General features: G+C 69.8%; 15 protein-coding genes. 8 read left to right on the top strand and 7 right to left on the bottom strand.

From position 1 onward, the window contains the following. Positions 1-65: 65 nt before the first annotated feature. Positions 66-881: a helix-turn-helix domain-containing protein gene (locus VF584_11075; GenBank protein HEX8210709.1), complete on the bottom strand. Its 816-nt coding sequence runs from the start codon at positions 879-881 to the stop codon at positions 66-68. Positions 882-1,001: 120 nt separating this feature from the next. Between VF584_11075 and VF584_11070 the strand changes: the two genes are divergently transcribed. After that, entirely contained in the window at positions 1,002-1,154 is a 153-nt protein-coding gene (locus VF584_11070; GenBank protein HEX8210708.1) for a hypothetical protein, read from the top strand. Between the two features lie 15 nt (positions 1,155-1,169). Here VF584_11070 and VF584_11065 read toward each other — a convergent pair whose 3' ends face one another. From VF584_11065 to VF584_11055, 3 genes are all read right to left on the bottom strand, one after another. After that, entirely contained in the window at positions 1,170-2,474 is a 1,305-nt protein-coding gene (locus VF584_11065; GenBank protein ID HEX8210707.1) for a hypothetical protein, read from the bottom strand. Positions 2,475-2,580: 106 nt separating this feature from the next. After that, positions 2,581-3,297: an AAA family ATPase gene (locus VF584_11060; protein ID HEX8210706.1), complete on the bottom strand. Its 717-nt coding sequence runs from the start codon at positions 3,295-3,297 to the stop codon at positions 2,581-2,583. Positions 3,298-3,626: 329 nt separating this feature from the next. Next, positions 3,627-5,453 carry an ABC transporter ATP-binding protein gene (locus VF584_11055; GenBank protein ID HEX8210705.1) on the bottom strand — a complete coding sequence of 609 codons (1,827 nt, stop codon included), beginning with the start codon at positions 5,451-5,453 and terminating at the stop codon, positions 3,627-3,629. 550 nt (positions 5,454-6,003) lie between these two features. Here VF584_11055 and coxB point away from each other — a divergent pair. The 5 genes from coxB to VF584_11030 all read left to right on the top strand — a co-directional run bounded on the left by coxB (position 6,004) and on the right by VF584_11030 (position 11,173). Beyond that, complete coding sequence (gene coxB, locus VF584_11050) at positions 6,004-7,065, top strand: cytochrome c oxidase subunit II (protein HEX8210704.1); 1,062 nt, start codon at positions 6,004-6,006, stop codon at positions 7,063-7,065. Between the two features lie 87 nt (positions 7,066-7,152). After that, entirely contained in the window at positions 7,153-9,090 is a 1,938-nt protein-coding gene (gene ctaD, locus VF584_11045) for a cytochrome c oxidase subunit I (GenBank protein ID HEX8210703.1), read from the top strand. A gap of 40 nt (positions 9,091-9,130) precedes the next feature. Continuing rightward, positions 9,131-9,772 carry a heme-copper oxidase subunit III gene (locus VF584_11040; GenBank protein HEX8210702.1) on the top strand — a complete coding sequence of 214 codons (642 nt, stop codon included), beginning with the start codon at positions 9,131-9,133 and terminating at the stop codon, positions 9,770-9,772. Positions 9,773-9,779: 7 nt separating this feature from the next. Beyond that, on the top strand, positions 9,780-10,130 hold the full coding sequence (locus VF584_11035; protein HEX8210701.1) for a cytochrome C oxidase subunit IV family protein: 351 nt from the start codon (positions 9,780-9,782) through the stop codon (positions 10,128-10,130). A gap of 161 nt (positions 10,131-10,291) precedes the next feature. After that, complete coding sequence (locus VF584_11030; protein ID HEX8210700.1) at positions 10,292-11,173, top strand: cytochrome c oxidase assembly protein; 882 nt, start codon at positions 10,292-10,294, stop codon at positions 11,171-11,173. 280 nt (positions 11,174-11,453) lie between these two features. Here the strand turns inward: VF584_11030 and VF584_11025 are convergent, their stop codons facing one another. The 3 genes from VF584_11025 to VF584_11015 form a co-directional block, all read right to left on the bottom strand. Further along, positions 11,454-12,059: a hypothetical protein gene (locus VF584_11025; GenBank protein ID HEX8210699.1), complete on the bottom strand. Its 606-nt coding sequence runs from the start codon at positions 12,057-12,059 to the stop codon at positions 11,454-11,456. Positions 12,060-12,126: 67 nt separating this feature from the next. Beyond that, on the bottom strand, positions 12,127-12,855 hold the full coding sequence (locus VF584_11020) for a nucleotidyltransferase family protein (GenBank protein ID HEX8210698.1): 729 nt from the start codon (positions 12,853-12,855) through the stop codon (positions 12,127-12,129). A gap of 2 nt (positions 12,856-12,857) precedes the next feature. Next, on the bottom strand, positions 12,858-14,342 hold the full coding sequence (locus tag VF584_11015) for an RNase adapter RapZ (protein HEX8210697.1): 1,485 nt from the start codon (positions 14,340-14,342) through the stop codon (positions 12,858-12,860). Between the two features lie 169 nt (positions 14,343-14,511). On the opposite strand from VF584_11015, the gene VF584_11010 reads away from it, so the two are divergent. Beyond that, on the top strand, positions 14,512-14,907 hold the full coding sequence (locus tag VF584_11010; GenBank protein ID HEX8210696.1) for a BlaI/MecI/CopY family transcriptional regulator: 396 nt from the start codon (positions 14,512-14,514) through the stop codon (positions 14,905-14,907). Then, positions 14,904-16,142, top strand: a complete 1,239-nt coding sequence (locus tag VF584_11005) for a M56 family metallopeptidase (GenBank protein ID HEX8210695.1) — start codon at positions 14,904-14,906, stop codon at positions 16,140-16,142. Before VF584_11010 ends, VF584_11005 begins: the two co-directional genes overlap by 4 nt. Positions 16,143-16,352 lie beyond the last annotated feature (210 nt).

The raw sequence follows: 16,352 nt of genomic DNA, 5'->3' as shown, positions 1-16,352 counted from the left end.
CCGGTGCGGCCCTGCATCACCCCCGTGCGCACCATCCCACCGCGCGCCGGGCCCAGCACCCCCTGTCAGTTCAGCCAGGTCTTCTCCGGCCGCCCCTGCTCCCGCGCCGCCTCGCGCAGCCGGAAGAGCTCGCCCGCGAAGCCGGCGGCCACCGTGTCGAACGCGCCCCGGTCGCGCGCGTCGCGGGGCGTCATCCCCACGAACTGCCGGAACGCCGCTTTGAGGCTCACCGCGCTGGCGTACCCGCTCACATCGGCGATGGCGCCCACGGTGCGCCCCGGGTCGTCCAGCATCTCGGCGGCCAGCAGCAGGCGCAGCCACGCGAGCAGCCGGCGCGGCGGCGGGAGGTCGGCGCGCTCGCACCAGCGGAGGACGGTGCGCTCGTTGACCCCCAGCGCCGCCGCCAGCTCCGCCGCCAGTCCCCCCGCCGCAACCGTCTCCGCCGCCGCGGCCAGCAGCGCGCGCGAGCGGCTGGGGACGGTGCGGGGAAGGGCGCGCTCCAGCAGGCGGTGCACCGTGCGCGCCCGCACCCCGTCCACGCGGCGGGCCAGAGCGGGGATGGTGTCCTCGCGCCCCCGCACGATCACGTCCGCCACCCCCCACGCAAAGAGCTCGCGCAGCGTGTCGCCGCGGCCCAGGGCGGGGCTCACCACCGCGAGCACGGTGGCCGAGGGGAACTCCTGCAGCAACACGCGCAGCTCCCCGGGGGGGGCGTGTTGCGGGTCCACCACGCTGATGGCGGTGGCGGGCGCGCGGCGCAGCGAGGCGCGCAGCGAATCCCAATCCGGCACCCGCACCAGCTCTTCGGCGTCGCTCAGCACGCCGCACAATCGCGACTTCAGATCCGGGTCCTCGTGGAGCAGGAACACCGGTCGGATCACCGTCTGCATCTGCTGTCCCGGTAGGGTAGGTTTTACGACGCGTCTTGACCTGCCGCCACATACGGGCGCACCTTTCCGCGAACTTCCCGTCCATACCCCATTCCACACCGGAGCCGAACGATGAAGATCGTGCGCATCCTTTCACTCGCCTGCATCATCTGCCTGCTGTCCGCCTGCGGCTCCGACAGCATCACCGGGCCCGACGCCACGCCGCGTCCGGAGCCCCCCCGCTACCAGACCTCCGGGGGAGGGATGTTCGGCAGCGGCAACTGACGGCGCGGGTCCGCGTTACGCGCCTACCCCGGCGGTCGCGGTCACGCGCAGCTCGAGCGTACGGGTCAGCTCCCCCGCGAGGCGGTCCGCGTGTTCGGAAACGGTGTGCCGGCGTGCGGCCGAGGCGGCGCCCGCCTGGCGCATGATGGCGATCTGGTGCTGCGCCTCCGCCAGGAGCCGGTTCTGGTTCTCCCCGCGCCGCGTGGCGAGCTCGATGGACTGCAGGGCGGCTTCCTCCGCCCTGCGCCACTCCCCCATCGAGTTGTCGGCGCGCGCCACCAGGAGCATCAGCTCGGCTTCGGACGGCGCGGCGCCCGGCGTCTGGCGGAGCAGGGTGACGACGGACTCCCGGTACTCCTCGTACCTCTCCCGCGCGCGCGCCCCGCCCGCGGCGCGCGTCGCGTTGGCCAGCACCCGCACGCGCTCCGCCGGATTGGGGAAGCTGGCCAGGAGGCGCTCGAAGACGGGGAGCGCCAGGTCGAACCTTCCTTCGTCGCACCAGGCGCAGGCCACGTCGTGCGCCAGGAAGGGAAGGCGGCGGTGCTGGGGTCCGAACGCCTCCAGCGCCGCCCGGGCGTGCGTGTACACGAGCGCCGGCCGGTTGCCCTCGCCGGCGATCAGCATCAGGTCGTGGTGGGCCTCGCCCTCCATTTCACGCAGGCGGCGCCGGCGCGCGGCCCGCAACGCGCGCCCGGCGACCACACTGGCCGCCGGGTAGTTGCCGCCCCGGTAGTACATGACGCCCAGCCCCAGGAAGGCGCGGATGTAGGACTCCCAATCCTTGCCGCGCGCCAGCTTCACGGCGCGGCGGAACCACGTCTCCGCGCGGGCGTGGTCCGCGGCGTCGCGGGCCAGGCGCGCGGTGGCGAGGGCGAGCCGCGGATCGCCTGGGCGGGCCAGCGCCGCCGCCTGCGAGAACGCCAGCCGGGTGGCGGGCGCCTCCCCCTCCGCCCAGCGCGCGAGGGCGCGGCAGGCGTGCGCCACCCGCGCCCGGCTCGCCTCCTCCGGCGCCTCCATCATCTCCGCCACCACCAGCAGGGGCGCCCACAGCGCCGGGTCCGCCCCGCACCCCCTGATCTCCGCCCGGCGGCACTCGCCCGCGTCCGCCGGGTAGAGGGAGCCCCGCTCCGCCGCCGGCGCGCCCAGGTAGAGCATCACGTCGCGCAGCGTGGCCCACAGCAGCACCCCCAGCTCGCCGGAAATCTCCTGGAGGATCTCGGCCCCTTCCGCCCCGTTTCCGCGCCGCGTGAGCGGAACGGTCGGGACGTAGCAGCGGGCGGTGCGCGCGCGCGTGGAGCGTGGAGGCGAGAGCTTCATCATGGGCTCCGGGGGTAGGAAATCGAAAACGGCCCGCGTGCTGCGGTGTTTCCGGCCAGAAAGTAAGAAGGAATCGCTCCGCGGAACAGGGTTCCGAACCGAGCGATGATTAAGATTGCGGGTCCGGCGCGGCAAGAAGCGCATCGAGCACACGGCCGCGGTGGGCCAGGAACTCGCTCGTCACCCGGTACGCCTCCGTCCGCTCGTACGGCGTGCGCACGATTCCTTCCGCTCCCAGCGCGTAGATCCAGGCGTTCGGATAGGCGAGGAGGAGGGGCGAGTGGGTGGCGATGATGAGCTGCGATCCGCGCGCCACCATGCGGTGGACGAGCCCCAGCAGGGAGAGCTGCCGGGCGGGCGAGAGGGCGGCCTCGGGCTCGTCGAGGAAGTATACGCCGGGACGGCTCATCCGGTTCTCAAAGAGCGCGAGGAACGCCTCGCCATGCGACATCTCGTGGAGTGGTCGGCCTCCGTACGCCTTTGCGAGCGCGCCGCCGAACGCTTTGGCCCGGTCGAGCCGCTCCACCTCGGTGGCGAGGTTGAAGAAGCTCTCCGCTCTCAAAAAGAATCCGTCGGGCGGCCTGCGCCCCGCCAGCCCCAGGTCCAGGTACCCGTGGAGCACCGAGTGCGAAGGGCGCGTTACGAAGCGGATGTTGCGCCCTCCGCCCTCCGCGTTCAGCCCCAGCGCGATCGCCGCCGCCTCCAGCAGCGTGCTCTTTCCCGATCCGTTCTCCCCGGCGAGAAAGGTGACCGCCGGGTGAAGGGGCATCGTATTCAGCCCGCGCACGGCGGGAAGGCTGAACGGATACACGTCGAAGGACGGCACCCATTCGCGTTCCAGTCGTAGGTAGGGCAGGGGCATGGGCGACGGAGTGGGGGCGGAGGTCGGGGGGTAGTGCGTTAGTTCGCTAGTGACGAACGATCCCCGCCATTTATGTCAAACCGGAATCTGACGGCGCGTAGCCTCTGCCCAGTCCGCGTCCTTGCGCCGAGCTAAGGATCTACTATGCGGCCGCGGCATTGTTCCATTGCGCCGTCCCCTTGCCTCGCCGGCTGGATCCCTTTAGTCGCCGCCCATCTTTGGCGCCGGCTTCCGACGACGGCGAAGCGGCTCCTTCAGGATGACAAATTTCTAACGCACTCACGCACTTTTTCTCACCGGTAGCCCGCTGCCTGCAGCGCAAACAGCTCCGCATACCGCCCCCCGCCCGCGACCAGAGAGTCGTGCGTGCCCTCCTCCAGGACGCGGCCGTGCTCCAGAACCAGAATGCGGTCGGCCATGCGGACGGTGGAAAAGCGGTGGGAGATGAGGATGGCCATCTTGCCCTCCGTCAACTCCGCGAACCGTTCGAAGACGATGAACTCGGCGCGCGCGTCGAGTGCGGCGGTGGGCTCGTCCAGGATCAGGAGTTGGGCGTCGCGCATGTAGGCGCGGCCGAGCGCCACCTTTTGCCACTGGCCGCCGCTCAGGTCCACCCCGCCCTCGAAGCGGCGGCCCAGCATCGTGCGGTAGCGCTCGGGGAGCGCCTCGATCACCTCCGCGGCCAGCGAGCGATGCGCCGCGTCCTCGATGGCGCCGCGCGATCCCTCCGGGTCCGCCTCCAGCAGCGCGATGCGCCCGACGGCGATGTTCTCCTCGGCGGCCATGTCGTAACGCACGAAGTCCTGAAAGATGACACCCACGTTGGCGTGCAGCTCCGCCGGATCGTAGTCGCGCAGCGGAAGGCCGTCCAGCAGGATCTCGCCGCGCGTGGGATCGTACAGGCGGGTGATCAGCTTGGTGAGCGTCGTCTTTCCCGCGCCGTTCTCCCCCACCAGCGCGAGCTTTTCCCCCGGCGCCACCCGGAACGAGATCCCGCGCAGCACCCAGCCGGCCTCGTCGTCTCCATTCTCGCCCGCGCGTTCGCCGTTCTCCGATGCTTGCGGGTACCTGAACCAGACGTCGCGGAACTCGAACCCGTCACGGATCGGACGCGGAAAGGGCGCCGGCTGCACGGGGGCCGCGATGCTCGGGCGCATCCCCAGGAAGACGAAGAGGTCCTCCAGAAAGAGCGCCTGCTCGTACAGCTCCGAGGTCGAAAGGAGCATCCCCTGGATCAGCGTGCGGGAGTGCGAAAAGGTCCCGCCCAGCAGCGTCAGGTCGCCGATGGTGAGGCGGCCCAGCACCACGCGGTAGATGATGGTGGCGTACGCCGCATAGTAGCCCAGTGTGGAGACCAGCGACAGCGCCATCCCCACCACCCCGCGCCGGATCGCCAGCGAGCGGTTGGCGAGGTAGAAGTCGTCCGCCAGCGCGCGGTACTGGTCGATCAGGTAGCGCGACAGGCCGAAGAGCTTCACCTCCTTGGCCGTTTTGTCCGACGCGGCGATGAGCCGGTAGTAGTCCAGCTTGCGCCGCTCAGGGGTCCAGGAAAAGAGGAGCGAGTAGCCCAGCGCCGCGAAGTGCGTCTCCCCCAGGAACGACGGGAGCACCGCGGCCACCAGCAGCACGAAGAGCAGTGGCGAGAACGCCAGCAGCGTTCCGATCAGGGTGACCAGCGTCAGCGTATTCTGCGCCAGCCCCAGGAGCTGGCTCAGGAGGGCGATGCGGCCCACGGTGTGGCGGCGCGCGCGCTCCAGGCGGTCGTAGAAGGTGGGGTCCTCGAAGTGCTGCAGGTCCAGCAGGGCGGCGTGCTCCATGAGCCGCACGCTCATGCGGTTGGAGAAGAGGTCTCCCAGGAGCGATTCCAGGAGCGCCCCGGCGCGCGCCAGCAGCTCGCCGAGCGTCACCACCCCCAGCTCGATCGCCACCAGCGTGGCCACCGCGCGCCACTCCGGCCTCCCCGACTCCGCCGAGCGCACCACGGTGTCGATGATCAGCTTGCCGATCCAGAGGCTGGCGAGCGGCACGAACGCGCGCAGCAGCCGCAGCACCACGATCGCCGCCGTGTAGCCGCGGTGCGTCTCCCACACCATGCGCAGAAAGGGCGGCAGGTTGCGCATGGCGCGCCGCCGGTCTGCCCAGCTTGGAGGGGCCCCGCCGCGTGCGCGCCGCGAGCCGTTCATTGTGAGTGGTGGTGCCATGGAGGGAAGTGTAACGACCGTGGCAAGGGCGGGGAACGGGGTGGGCGGCGGCGGGCGGCGCGGGGCAGGGCACGGGCGGCCACGTGGGGCGGCCCCTACCGGGTTGGTGCGTGGGGCGTGGATCGTGACGCGCAGGCGGCGGGCGCGATGAATCGCGCCCCGCCCTGCGCCCCCGCGGGCGGGGGAGGGGGTCGGGGGGAGGGGCCCGCGTGGGGCCCCGTTCCCCACACCCTGTCGGGCGCTTCCCTACAGACGAGGGCGCAAGGGCGCGCTACATTCACGCTGCCGAAACAGGATTTCGGTTCCGCGCGGCCGTGTGCGCGGGGGGAAAAGGCGGGCCTAGCGGCTCGCATGCCCCCCGGCTATAATGCCGTTTTCCGGCGCGGGCGCGCCGCAATTACGCCCGCCGGGGAAGGTGCCCGCGCCCCGGGGGCGAACGCCGTATCCGACCACCGAGACTCCACCGTCCATGAAGTCACGAGCGAAAAGCTCCGGGTACTCCCCGTGGAAGCCGGCCTTCGGGCTCGCGCTCCTCACCCTGCTGGCCGGGTGCGGGGAAGACCACCTGAAGACGTACCCGCAGACGACCTTCGCCCCCGCAAGCGACTTCGCGCGGGAGCTGGACTGGCTGTTCAAGTACACCCTGGTGCTGGGCGTGCTCGTCGGCCTCTTCGTGTTCGCGCTGCTGGGGTACATCGTGTGGCGCTTCCGCTACCAGCCCGGCCACCCCGAGCCCGAGCAGGTGCACGGCAACGCCCGCCTGGAGCTGCTCTGGACCTTCATCCCCGCCCTCATCCTTGCGGCGATCGCGGTCCCCACGGTGCGCAGCATCTTCAACACGCAGCGGGAGGCGCCGGCCAACGCGCTGATCGTGGAGGTGCGCGGCTGGCAGTGGTGGTGGGAGTTCCGCTACGCCGTCAACGGCGGGCGCGACACGGTGGTGACCGCCAACGAGATCCACGTGCCCGTCGGCACCCCCGTGCAGCTGCGCATGACGGCGGGCGACGTGCTCCACGCCTTCTGGGTGCCGCAGATGGGCGGCAAGCGCGACCTGATCCCCAACAAGGTGAACACCCTCATGTTCACCCCCGAAGAGCCGGGGGTGTACCTGGGGCAGTGCGGCGAGTTCTGCGGCGACTCGCACGCCCTCATGAAGATGCGGCTGGTGGCCCACGAGGGCGACGGATTCCAGCGCTGGCTGCAGAACGAGTCGCAGCCCGCCCCGGCGCCGCGCGACTCCGCGGTGATGCTCGGCAAGCAGCTGGTGACCAAGGGCGCGTGCGCCGGGTGCCACACGCTGCGCTATGGCGCCGCCCGGGATTCGGCCACCATGGGACGCACGGGGCCGGACCTGACGCACTTCGGCCGCCGCCGCACGCTGGCCGGCGGGATCCTGGAGAACAACGCGGAGAACCTGAGCAAGTGGCTCAAGAACCCGCCCGAGGTGAAACCAGGCTCCAAGATGCCGAACCTCAACCTCAAGGACGAGGAAATCCGGTACATCGTGGCGTACCTGCAGACGCTGCAGTGAGACGGGCGCCCCGCCGCACGCGCGGCGGGGCCACGCATCCAGTGATCCACGGCGCCACCCGCGGCGCCGCAACCTGATGGAGTAGGAATGGCATCGACCGCGACCGTGGCTGCGCCGCACGCCCACGCAGCCGCACCCCACACCGAAACGGGGGTGTGGAGCTGGATCACCACCGTCGACCACAAGCGGATCGGGATCCTGTACTTCTTCTCGTCGATCTTCTACTTCCTGGTCGGGGGGATCGAGGCGCTGTTCATCCGCACGCAGCTCATCGTGCCGGAGAACAACTTCATCAGCGCGGACACGTACAACCAGATGTTCACGCAGCACGCGCTGACGATGATCTTCCTGGCGCTGATGCCGCTGACGGCCGCCTTCTTCAACTACATCGTTCCGCTGCAGATCGGCGCGCGCGACGTGGCGTTCCCCCGGCTCAACGCGCTGTCGTACTGGGTGTACTTCTTCGGCGGGCTGATGCTGCTGTTCGCCGCCGTCACCAAGATGGCGCCCAACGTGGGGTGGTTCGCCTACGCGCCCATCACGGAGCGGCAGTACAACCCGGGCCCCAACGTCGACTTCTACGTCCTGGGCCTGCAGATCGTCGGCCTATCGTCGATCCTGGCGGGCATCAACTTCATCGTCACCATCCTGAACATGCGGGCCCCGGGGATGCGCCTGATGCGCATGCCCATCTTCACCTGGATGGTGCTGATCACGCAGGTGCTGATCGTGACGGCGATGGCGGTGTTCACCATCGCCATCACGCAGCTGATGTTCGACCGCATGTTCGGCACGACGTTCTTCGACCCGGCGCGCGGCGGCGACCCGCTGGTGTGGCAGCACCTCTTCTGGATGTTCGGCCACCCGGAGGTGTACATCCTGATCATCCCCATCTTCGGGATCATCAGCGAGGTGATCCCCACCTTCAGCCGCAAGCCGCTCTTTGGCTACAACGTGATGGTGTTCGCCTCGGTGCTCATCGGCTGGCTGGGGTGGGGGGTGTGGAGCCACCACATGTTCGCCGTGGGGCTGGGGCCCATCGCCGACGCCTTCTTCGCCCTCTCCACCATGCTGATCGCCATCCCCACCGGGATCAAGATCTTCAACTGGATCGGGACGATGTGGGGCGGCTCCATCCGCTTCACCACCTCCATGCTCTACGCGGTGGCGTTCATCGCCATGTTCACGCTGGGCGGGATCTCGGGGGTGATGCACTCGGTGGCCCCGTCGGACCTGCAGCAGACGGACACGTACTTCGTGGTGGCGCACATCCACTACGTCTTCTTCGGCGGCACGGTGCTGGGGCTGTTCTCGGGGATCTACTACTGGTTCCCCAAGATCTTCGGGCGCCTGCTGGACGAGAAGCTGGGGAAGATCCACTTCGTGGGCACGCTGGCGGGGATGAACCTGGCCTTCTTTCCCATGCACTTCCTGGGGATGTACGGCCAGCCGCGCCGTACCTTCACCTATCCGGGTGACCTGGGGTGGAACTGGATGAACTTCCTGTCCACCATGGGCGCGTACCTGATGGCCCTGTCCACGCTGGTGCTGGTGTGGAACGTGATCCGCTCGCTTCGCAAGGGCGCGATCGCGGGGGACAACCCGTGGGGCGCCGCCACGCTGGAGTGGTCGATCCCGTCGCCGCCGCCGGTCTACAACTTCCGCGACATCCCCATGGTGCACTCGCGCATGCCGCTGTGGGAGGCGGACGCGAACAAGGAGCCGGGGATTCCGCACGGCAAGGTGGCCGAGGACGTGAACTCGATCACCGTGGGCGGCACGCAGGTGGGCGAAATCGAGTACCCGGACTCCGAAAGCAAGATGAGCGCGCACGACCTGGGGATCCACCTTCCGCCGCCGTCGTACTGGCCGGTCATCCTGGCCTTCGGGATCCTGATGACCTTTGGGTCGCTGATCTTCCGCAACCTGGACGGGGCGCTGCACAACCTCTGGTTCCTGTCGGTGGCGGGCGTGCTGCTGGTCGCGGTTTCCATCTTCAAGTGGGCCTTCGAGCCCGGGCACTGAGCCTGACGACCCCGAGCCTCGGGACGGAGAGATACGCTACGTGAGCATCGTGAACGCGGCCGACCACGCCGCGAACCCCGCGCACCTGGACACCAGCACCGGGCTGGACAACCGGAAGATGGCGTTCTGGACCTTCATCGGGTCGGAGTGCCTCCTCTTCGGATCGCTGATCGCCACCTACCTGGCGTACAAGGGACGGAGCCTGACCGGCCCCCTCCCGCACGCCGGCCGCACGCTGGGGGGCCAGGAGTCTCAGGGCATCCTGGACATCCCACTGACCTCGCTGAGCACCTTCGTGCTGCTGATGAGCTCGCTGGGGATGGTGCTGGCGCTGGCCGCGGTGCAGCGCGCCGACCGCAAGGGAGCGATCCTCTGGCTCTTCACCACGGCGGGGCTGGGGCTCGTGTTCCTGGGCTTCCAGGCGTACGAGTTCAACCACTTCTACCACGCCGGGCTGACGCTGCAGACCAACCTGTTCGGGAGCACCTTCTTCCTGCTTACGGGGTTCCACGGGGCCCACGTCTTCGTGGGGGTGATCTACCTGAGCACGCTGGGGATGCTGGCGGTGAAGAACCAGCTGGGACCGGAGCGCTCGATGAGCGTGGAGATCGCGGGCCTGTACTGGCACTTCGTGGACGTGATCTGGATCGTGATCTTTGCCCTCGTTTACCTGATCAAGTGAACCGACGATGAGCAGCGAGCAGCGCGAGATCGCGCACGACCAGCACACCCATCCGGGGCCGAGGCAGTACGTCATCATCGGGGTCATCCTCACCATCATGACGGTGTTCGAGATCCTGGCGTACTACGCGGAAGAGGACTGGGGCATCCTGAACGCCGGCATGGCCGCGGCGGTCATCGCCATCCTCTCGGCCGCCAAGTTCATCACGGTGGTGATGTACTACATGCACCTCAAGTTCGACCACAAGATCTTCACGGGGATCTTCATCTTCCCCGCCGCCCTGGCGATCCTGGTGATCGGCGCGATGTACATCGTGCAGCAGGTGCTGCCGCGGGCGGGATCGGCGCTGGGGAGTTAGGGATGAGGGGATGAGGGCATGAGGGGATGAGGGGATGGGGAGGCGAGCGCGGACTTGCAGTTCCTCATCCCCCATCCCCAATCCCTTTCCGCAGCGGGGCGGGGGAGTGAGCCCCGCCCCGCTCCGGCTTTTCAGGCGGGAACCTAAACAGGCAGTTCGGAATGACGATGACGCTCGCGCTCCTGCACCAGGAGTCTTTCTCCTGGCAGGAGTGGAAGGTATATCCGCAGTTCATGGTGGGGTGGCTCCTGCTGGGAGCGGCCTACTTCCTCCTGATCGGGCCGCTCCGCGGCCGCTTTCCCGGGTCGGAGCCGGTGCCGGCGAAGAAGGTGGCCTCGTTCACGTTCGCGATGGCGGCGATGTTCCTTTCGCTGCAGGGGCCGCTGCACGAGCTGAGCGACTACTTCCTGTTCAGCGCGCACATGGTGCAGCACCTGGTGCTGATCCTGGTGATGCCCCCGTTTCTGCTGTACGGCATTCCGGATTGGATGCTGCGCCCCGCGGTGCGGCTGCGGCCGGTGGCGTTCGTGGCGCGGCTGCTCACCTTTCCCATCGTGGCGTTCGCGCTCAACAACACCATCTTCCTGGCGTGGCACTTTCCGGGTCCGTACGACCTGATGATGCGCAACCACGGCGTCCACGTGGCCATGCACCTCACCATCATGGTGACCGGCACCATCATGTGGTGGCCGGTGATGAGCCCCATGAAGGAGCTTCCGCGCATCGCGCCTGCGCTGCAGATGGTCTACCTCTTCGTGCTCGGCATTCCGATGATGGTCTCGGCGGCGCTGATCACCTTTTCGGAGACGGAGCTGTACCGCTGGTACGTGGAGGCCCCGCGCCTCTTCCCCATCTCGCCGCTGGACGACCAGCGGCTGGGGGGGGTGATCATGTGGGTCCCCGGCGGGCTGATGCTGTGGATCGCCATCACCGTCGTCTACTTCCGCTGGACCGTCCCCGAGGTCACCGCGGACGAGACGAGGTCGCGGAAGCTGGCCCGCTCCGGCCTGGTCATCAAGCCGCCCGCGTTCCCGCAGACGTAGGGGGGGCGGGCCCCCACCCCCGCTCGTCACCTCGCGGCCCCTCCCCCAATAACTACCTGGGGGAGGGGCGTTCGCGTAGATCCGGGTTCGCGGCGAGGGGTGAGCACCTCTCCTGTTGTTCTTTCCTCTGTGGCTCCGTGTCTCTGTGTGAGCTCGCTGTTGCAGTTCTCCACGCCTCCGCGTCGCCGCGTGAGATGTAGACGGGATGTCGAGCGGACAACAAGAAGGCGCCCCCGACGCTCGTGGATCGGGGGCGCTCCTGTTCGTGGGCCGTTCGCCGTCAGCCGGCAGGCGGCGGGGGCGCGGTGCCGGTGGTGCCGGGGACGGGCGCGTTGCGCGGGATGCTGGCGCACGCCACCGGCTGCGATGTGCCGCCGTACACCACCAGCGCGTGCTCGCCGTTCATCACCTGGGTGGTGGGGACAGCCAGCGTGAACGTCTGCCCCGACACCGTGGCCCCGCCCACCTGCACCTGCCCGACTTCGGCGACCTGTGCGCCCAGCTGGCTGCACGGGCCCTGGTTGACCGACACCCGGAAGCCGCCCGACCCACCCGTGGGCGCGTTCACCGAGATGTTGACCGTGGTGCCGTTGCCGGCGGGCATCATGCTGAAGTTGCCCGACACCCCGGAGTTGTTGAGCGCCGTCAGCGCGCCCGCCTGCGACATCCCGCTCACCGGGTCGCGCACGTTGCGCGGCGCGCCGGGGTTCTGGCCGGACTGGTCCGCCTCGGACGCCTGGTGCGACTGACGCTCGTCCTGCGCCTCGCCCACCTTGTGCTCCTGCGTGGCCGGCTCGCCGTCTTCCACCGCCTGCCCGCCGCGGGAGCACGCCCCCGCCGAAGCCGCCAGCGCCAGCATCGCCGCCACCTGTATTGTCCTTCTCATCGGCATCCCCTTTTCCGTGCGTCGTGTGTGGGCGGCGCGACGGGGCAAGAGGCATTCCAGCGACGGGTCACCCCGCCGCCACCGCCGCCCTGGCCGCCTCGAGCTGTTCCGGGCGGCCGATGTCGAGCCACAGGCGGCCGTCCACGCGAAAGGGGAGGACGCGCTCGCCGGCGGCGGCCAGGCGCAGGTACGGGTCGAGCACCGAGAATGCGCCCCGCTCCGTCAGCAGCCCGAAGATGCGCGGCGAGATCACGTGCACCCCCGCGAACGGCACCGCCTTCGCCTCGCCCACGGCGGGGCGGACGCGGATGTCCAGCTTCTTCGTCTCGTCCACCCGCCCCAGCAGCCCCGCGTCGTCGAAGAGGAAGCCGCGCGTGCTGGGGCGCTCCATCACCGCCAGCGTGGCGAGCGGGTCGCCGGCTTGCACGTGCGCCGCGTACATCTCGGCCAGCGGGAGGTCTGTGAGGATGTCTGCGTTGTGGACGAAGAAGGGCGCGTCTTTGCGGAACAGGTCGGTCGCGGCCACGAGTGCGCCTCCCGTTTCCAACGGCTCGCCCTCTTCGTGCGAGATGACCGTTTCCACGCCGAAGCCGCCGCGCTCCTCCACGTAGCGCGCGATCTGCTCGCCCAGGTGGTGCGTGTTGACGATCAGCCGGTCCGCGCCCGCCTCGATCAGCCGGCGGGCGACCCGCTCCAGCATGGGGACGCCGCCCACGTCGATCAGCGCCTTGGGGGTGTGGTCGGTCAGCGGCCGGAGGCGCGTACCCAGCCCGGCCGCCAGGATCAGTGCGTCCACGCTCAGACCCCGGCCCCCACGGCGGCTTCGGCGGCGGCGCGGCGCGCGGGCCACTTCCCCTCCTCGCGGTGGCTGAGCACCACGTTCACCGAGGGGTAGTACGTGCGCAGGTGGGCCGCCAGCTTCTCCGCGAAGTAGACGGAGCGGTGCTGCCCACCCGTGCACCCGAAGTACACGCTGAGCGACTGGAAGCCGCGGGTGAGGTACACCCCCACCTGACGCTCCACCAGCTCGCGCACGTTCTCCCAGAACTCCACCGTCTCCGGCAGCGTCTCCAGGAACTCGGTCACGGGCTCGTCGCACCCGCAGAGCGGCGCGTACTCCGGGTAGCGCCCCGGGTTGTGCACGGCGCGGCAGTCGAAGACGAAGCCGCCCCCGTGCCCGCCCGAGTCGTCCGGATAGCCGCCCTTGTACGAGAAGCTACCGACGTACAGCGTGAGCCCGGGAAGGGGCTTGGGCTGCGACTTCCGCAGCGCCGCGTTGTTGCAGATGCGCTCGAAGACGGTGCGCAGCTCGGGGAGCTCAAGCGCCACGAAGCCGGTCTCCAGCAGCCGCTCGATGTTGCGGATGGCGCCGGGCACGCTCTGCAGGAAGCGCGGCTTGCGCTCAAAGAAGCCGCGGTAGCCGTACGCCCCCATCGCCTGCATGATGCGCACGAGCACGTAGCCGCGGAAGTGCTGGCGGAAGCGCTCGCGGTCCACCCTGGGGAGGTGCTCGTGGAGGGCGTCCAGGTAGTGCTCCAGCAGCTGCTCGCGGAGCGCCTCCGGGATCCCCGCCTTGGGATCGTACAGCAGCGACGCGACGTCGTACTGCAGCGCGCCGCGGCGGCCGCCCTGGTAGTCGATGAACCAGGGGTCGCCGTCGCGCAGCATCACGTTGCGGCTCTGGAAGTCGCGGTACAGGAAGTGGCGCGTGTCCGCCGCGAGCAGGAACGTCGTCAGCCGGCGGAAGTCCTTTTCGAGGCGTGCCTCGTTGAAGTCGACGTGCGCCAGCTTCAGGAAGTGGTACTTGAAGTAGTTCAGGTCCCACAGGATCGACTGGCGGTCGAACGCGGCGCGCGGGTACGCCACCGAGTAGTCGATCACCTTCCCCCCCTCCACCTGGAAGCGGGGGAGGAGCTCCAGGATACGCTTGTAGACGGGGATCATGGCCGCGGGGAAGTCGGCCCCCGGGTCTTCCGCGCGCGCCTCGACGATGGCGTCGAAGAGCGTCGTCTCGCCCAGGTCCTCTTCCAGGTAGAGCCCCGCCTCCTCGTCCACCGCGTAGATCTCGGGCACGGGAAGGTCGATGGAGCGGAATGCGCGCGAGTACGAGAGGAAGGCGCGATTCTCGTCGCGGTCGGGGCCCACAACGCCCACCGCCGTCTCCATGGCGTCGCCGATCAAGCGGTACATCGCGCGGCTGGAGCCATCGCCCTCGATCTGGAGGATGGAGGCCGGCGGCTTGCCGAACCGCTCTTCAAACAAACGGATAAATATCTGCTCCACGGGACCCGTCTTCCTGGAGAAGCTTGAATGCCTTCGCTGCCAACAGGATATGCGTGCAACCCCGGTGCCGCTACGGTGGAGCCCGCACGTCTTCCTTGCCTTCGCCCGGGGGTGCCATTATCTTGGCACCAGAGCGATCCACCTCCCTCGCACGCCCCGCCCTCCGCCGATGCCTTCCGACACCTCACCCGACGCCGAGCTGAGCCGCCGCGAGCGCCAGATCATGGACGTGGTCTTTCGCCTGGGGCGGGCGAGCGCGTCCGAGATCCACGAGCGCCTCCCGGACCCGCCCAGCGCCACGGCCGTGCGCACCATGCTGCGCATTCTGGAGGACAAGGGGCACCTGAAGCACGAAAAGGATGGCCCACGCCACATCTACCTCCCCACCGTGCCGCGCGACTCCGCGCAGCGCTCGGCGGCGGCGCACCTGCTGCGCACCTTCTTCGGCGGCTCGCCCCGCGCCGCCGTCGCGACGCTCCTGGACCTCTCCGAGCGCCCGCTGACGCCCAGGGAGCGCGACGAGCTGGTCGAGATGATCCGCCGCGAGCGCGAGGAGGGGCGGTGAACGGGTGGATGGCGCTGGACCCGGTGTGGAGCCCGGAGTGGGCCTGGCTCCGCTACGCCACCTCACTGCGGGCCACCGTCCTGCTGCTGATCCTGGCCGCGGCGGCCCTCCTCCTTCGCCGCGCCCCCGCATCCGTGCGGGCGCAGCTCTGGGCGGCGGCGCTGGTCGCGCTGCTGCCGCTGCCGGAGCTGCGCATGCTCCCGCTGCACTGGAGCGCCCACGTGGTCCCCTCCGTTCTGGCCGAGCCGATGATCGCGATCGGCTCCACGATGGTGGCGCAGAGCTGGCCCGGCGCGCTCACCCTGCCCTGGACGACAGTGCTGGGGATCGCCTGGATGGCCGGCGCCGCGCTGGTGCTGGGTCGCCTCGCGTGGGGATGGACCGCCGTCGCGCTCCTCTCGCGCCGCGCCCGGCCGGTGGAGAATGCGGGCTGGCTGGCGCTGCTGGACGAGTGCTCGGCCGCGCTGGGGGTGCGGCGCCGCGTGCGCCTTCTGCGCGCGGCGGGAATCGGCACGCCGCTCACCTGGGGCACGCTGCACCCCGCCGTCGTCCTTCCCGCCGACGCGGACGGGTGGCCGGAATCCCACCGCCGCGCCGTCCTCCTCCACGAGCTGGCCCACGTGCGGCGGCTGGACTGCCTCCTCCAGCTCTTCGCCCACCTGACGTGCGCGCTCTGGTGGTTCCACCCGGGCGCCTGGTGGGCCGCGCACCGCCTGGGCACCGAGCGGGAGCGGGCCTGTGACGAGCGCGTCCTTCGCGCCGGCGTCCGCCCCTCCGACTACGCCGAGTGCCTCCTGCGCATCGCCGATGGCGCCCGCGGCTTCGGCGCGGTGGGCCCGGCGATCGTGGCGGCCGGCTTCCTCCGCCGTGGACAGCTCCGCCTGAGGCTGCGCGCGATCCTGACCCCTGCCCCGCGCCCCGCCCCATCCTTCGCGGCATCCTTTGCGACGGCGGCAGCCTGCGCCGCGCTGGTCCTGGTCGTCGGCTCCATGCGCCTGAGCCCGCGCCCCGACGTGCTCTGGACCGCCCTCGGCTCGCCCGACTGGACGCGCCGCGCCTTTGCCGCCGAGAGCATCGCCCGCTTCGGCGACCCCGCCTCGGTCGCGGCGCTGCACGCCACGCTGCGCACCGAGCCCAACCCCGCCGTCCCCGCGATGGCCCGCTTCGGCGCCCGCCTCCGCCCAGGCTCAGGACAGGGCATGGTCATCCGCTTCGGCTGGCCCGCCGACGGTTGAACCAGACGCCCGAACGCAAAGACAAACGTCGGCGCATCCCCGGCCGCGGGCGCGATAAATCGCGCCCCTACAGGATGTCCGCACCGCGCACGCAGTCAAGCCCCCTCTCCAGATACCGGCGAGGGCGCAGCCCTCTCCCGTTATCGGGAGAGGGGGCAGTCGAGTGTACGAGACGGGGGTGAGGGCCCTCCGCGCACCCGCATAAGCCAA

This window comes from Longimicrobium sp., assembly GCA_036389135.1.
GTDB lineage: Bacteria > Gemmatimonadota > Gemmatimonadetes > Longimicrobiales > Longimicrobiaceae > Longimicrobium.
Note: the sequence above shows the minus strand (reverse complement) of the source record. Positions and strands in the feature narration are given on the sequence as shown.

Excerpts from the sequence above, each read along its gene's own strand:
- VF584_11025 (HEX8210699.1), bottom strand. The coding sequence starts at position 12,059 with ATGAGAAGGACAATACAGGTGGCGGCGATGCTGGCGCTGGCGGCTTCG.
- VF584_11035 (HEX8210701.1), top strand. The coding sequence starts at position 9,780 with ATGAGCAGCGAGCAGCGCGAGATCGCGCACGACCAGCACACCCATCCG.
- VF584_11065 (HEX8210707.1), bottom strand. The coding sequence starts at position 2,474 with ATGATGAAGCTCTCGCCTCCACGCTCCACGCGCGCGCGCACCGCCCGC.
- VF584_11070 (HEX8210708.1), top strand. The coding sequence starts at position 1,002 with ATGAAGATCGTGCGCATCCTTTCACTCGCCTGCATCATCTGCCTGCTG.
- ctaD (HEX8210703.1), top strand. The coding sequence starts at position 7,153 with ATGGCATCGACCGCGACCGTGGCTGCGCCGCACGCCCACGCAGCCGCA.
- VF584_11030 (HEX8210700.1), top strand. The coding sequence starts at position 10,292 with ATGACGATGACGCTCGCGCTCCTGCACCAGGAGTCTTTCTCCTGGCAG.
- VF584_11055 (HEX8210705.1), bottom strand. The coding sequence starts at position 5,453 with ATGCGCAACCTGCCGCCCTTTCTGCGCATGGTGTGGGAGACGCACCGC.
- coxB (HEX8210704.1), top strand. The coding sequence starts at position 6,004 with ATGAAGTCACGAGCGAAAAGCTCCGGGTACTCCCCGTGGAAGCCGGCC.
- VF584_11010 (HEX8210696.1), top strand. The coding sequence starts at position 14,512 with ATGCCTTCCGACACCTCACCCGACGCCGAGCTGAGCCGCCGCGAGCGC.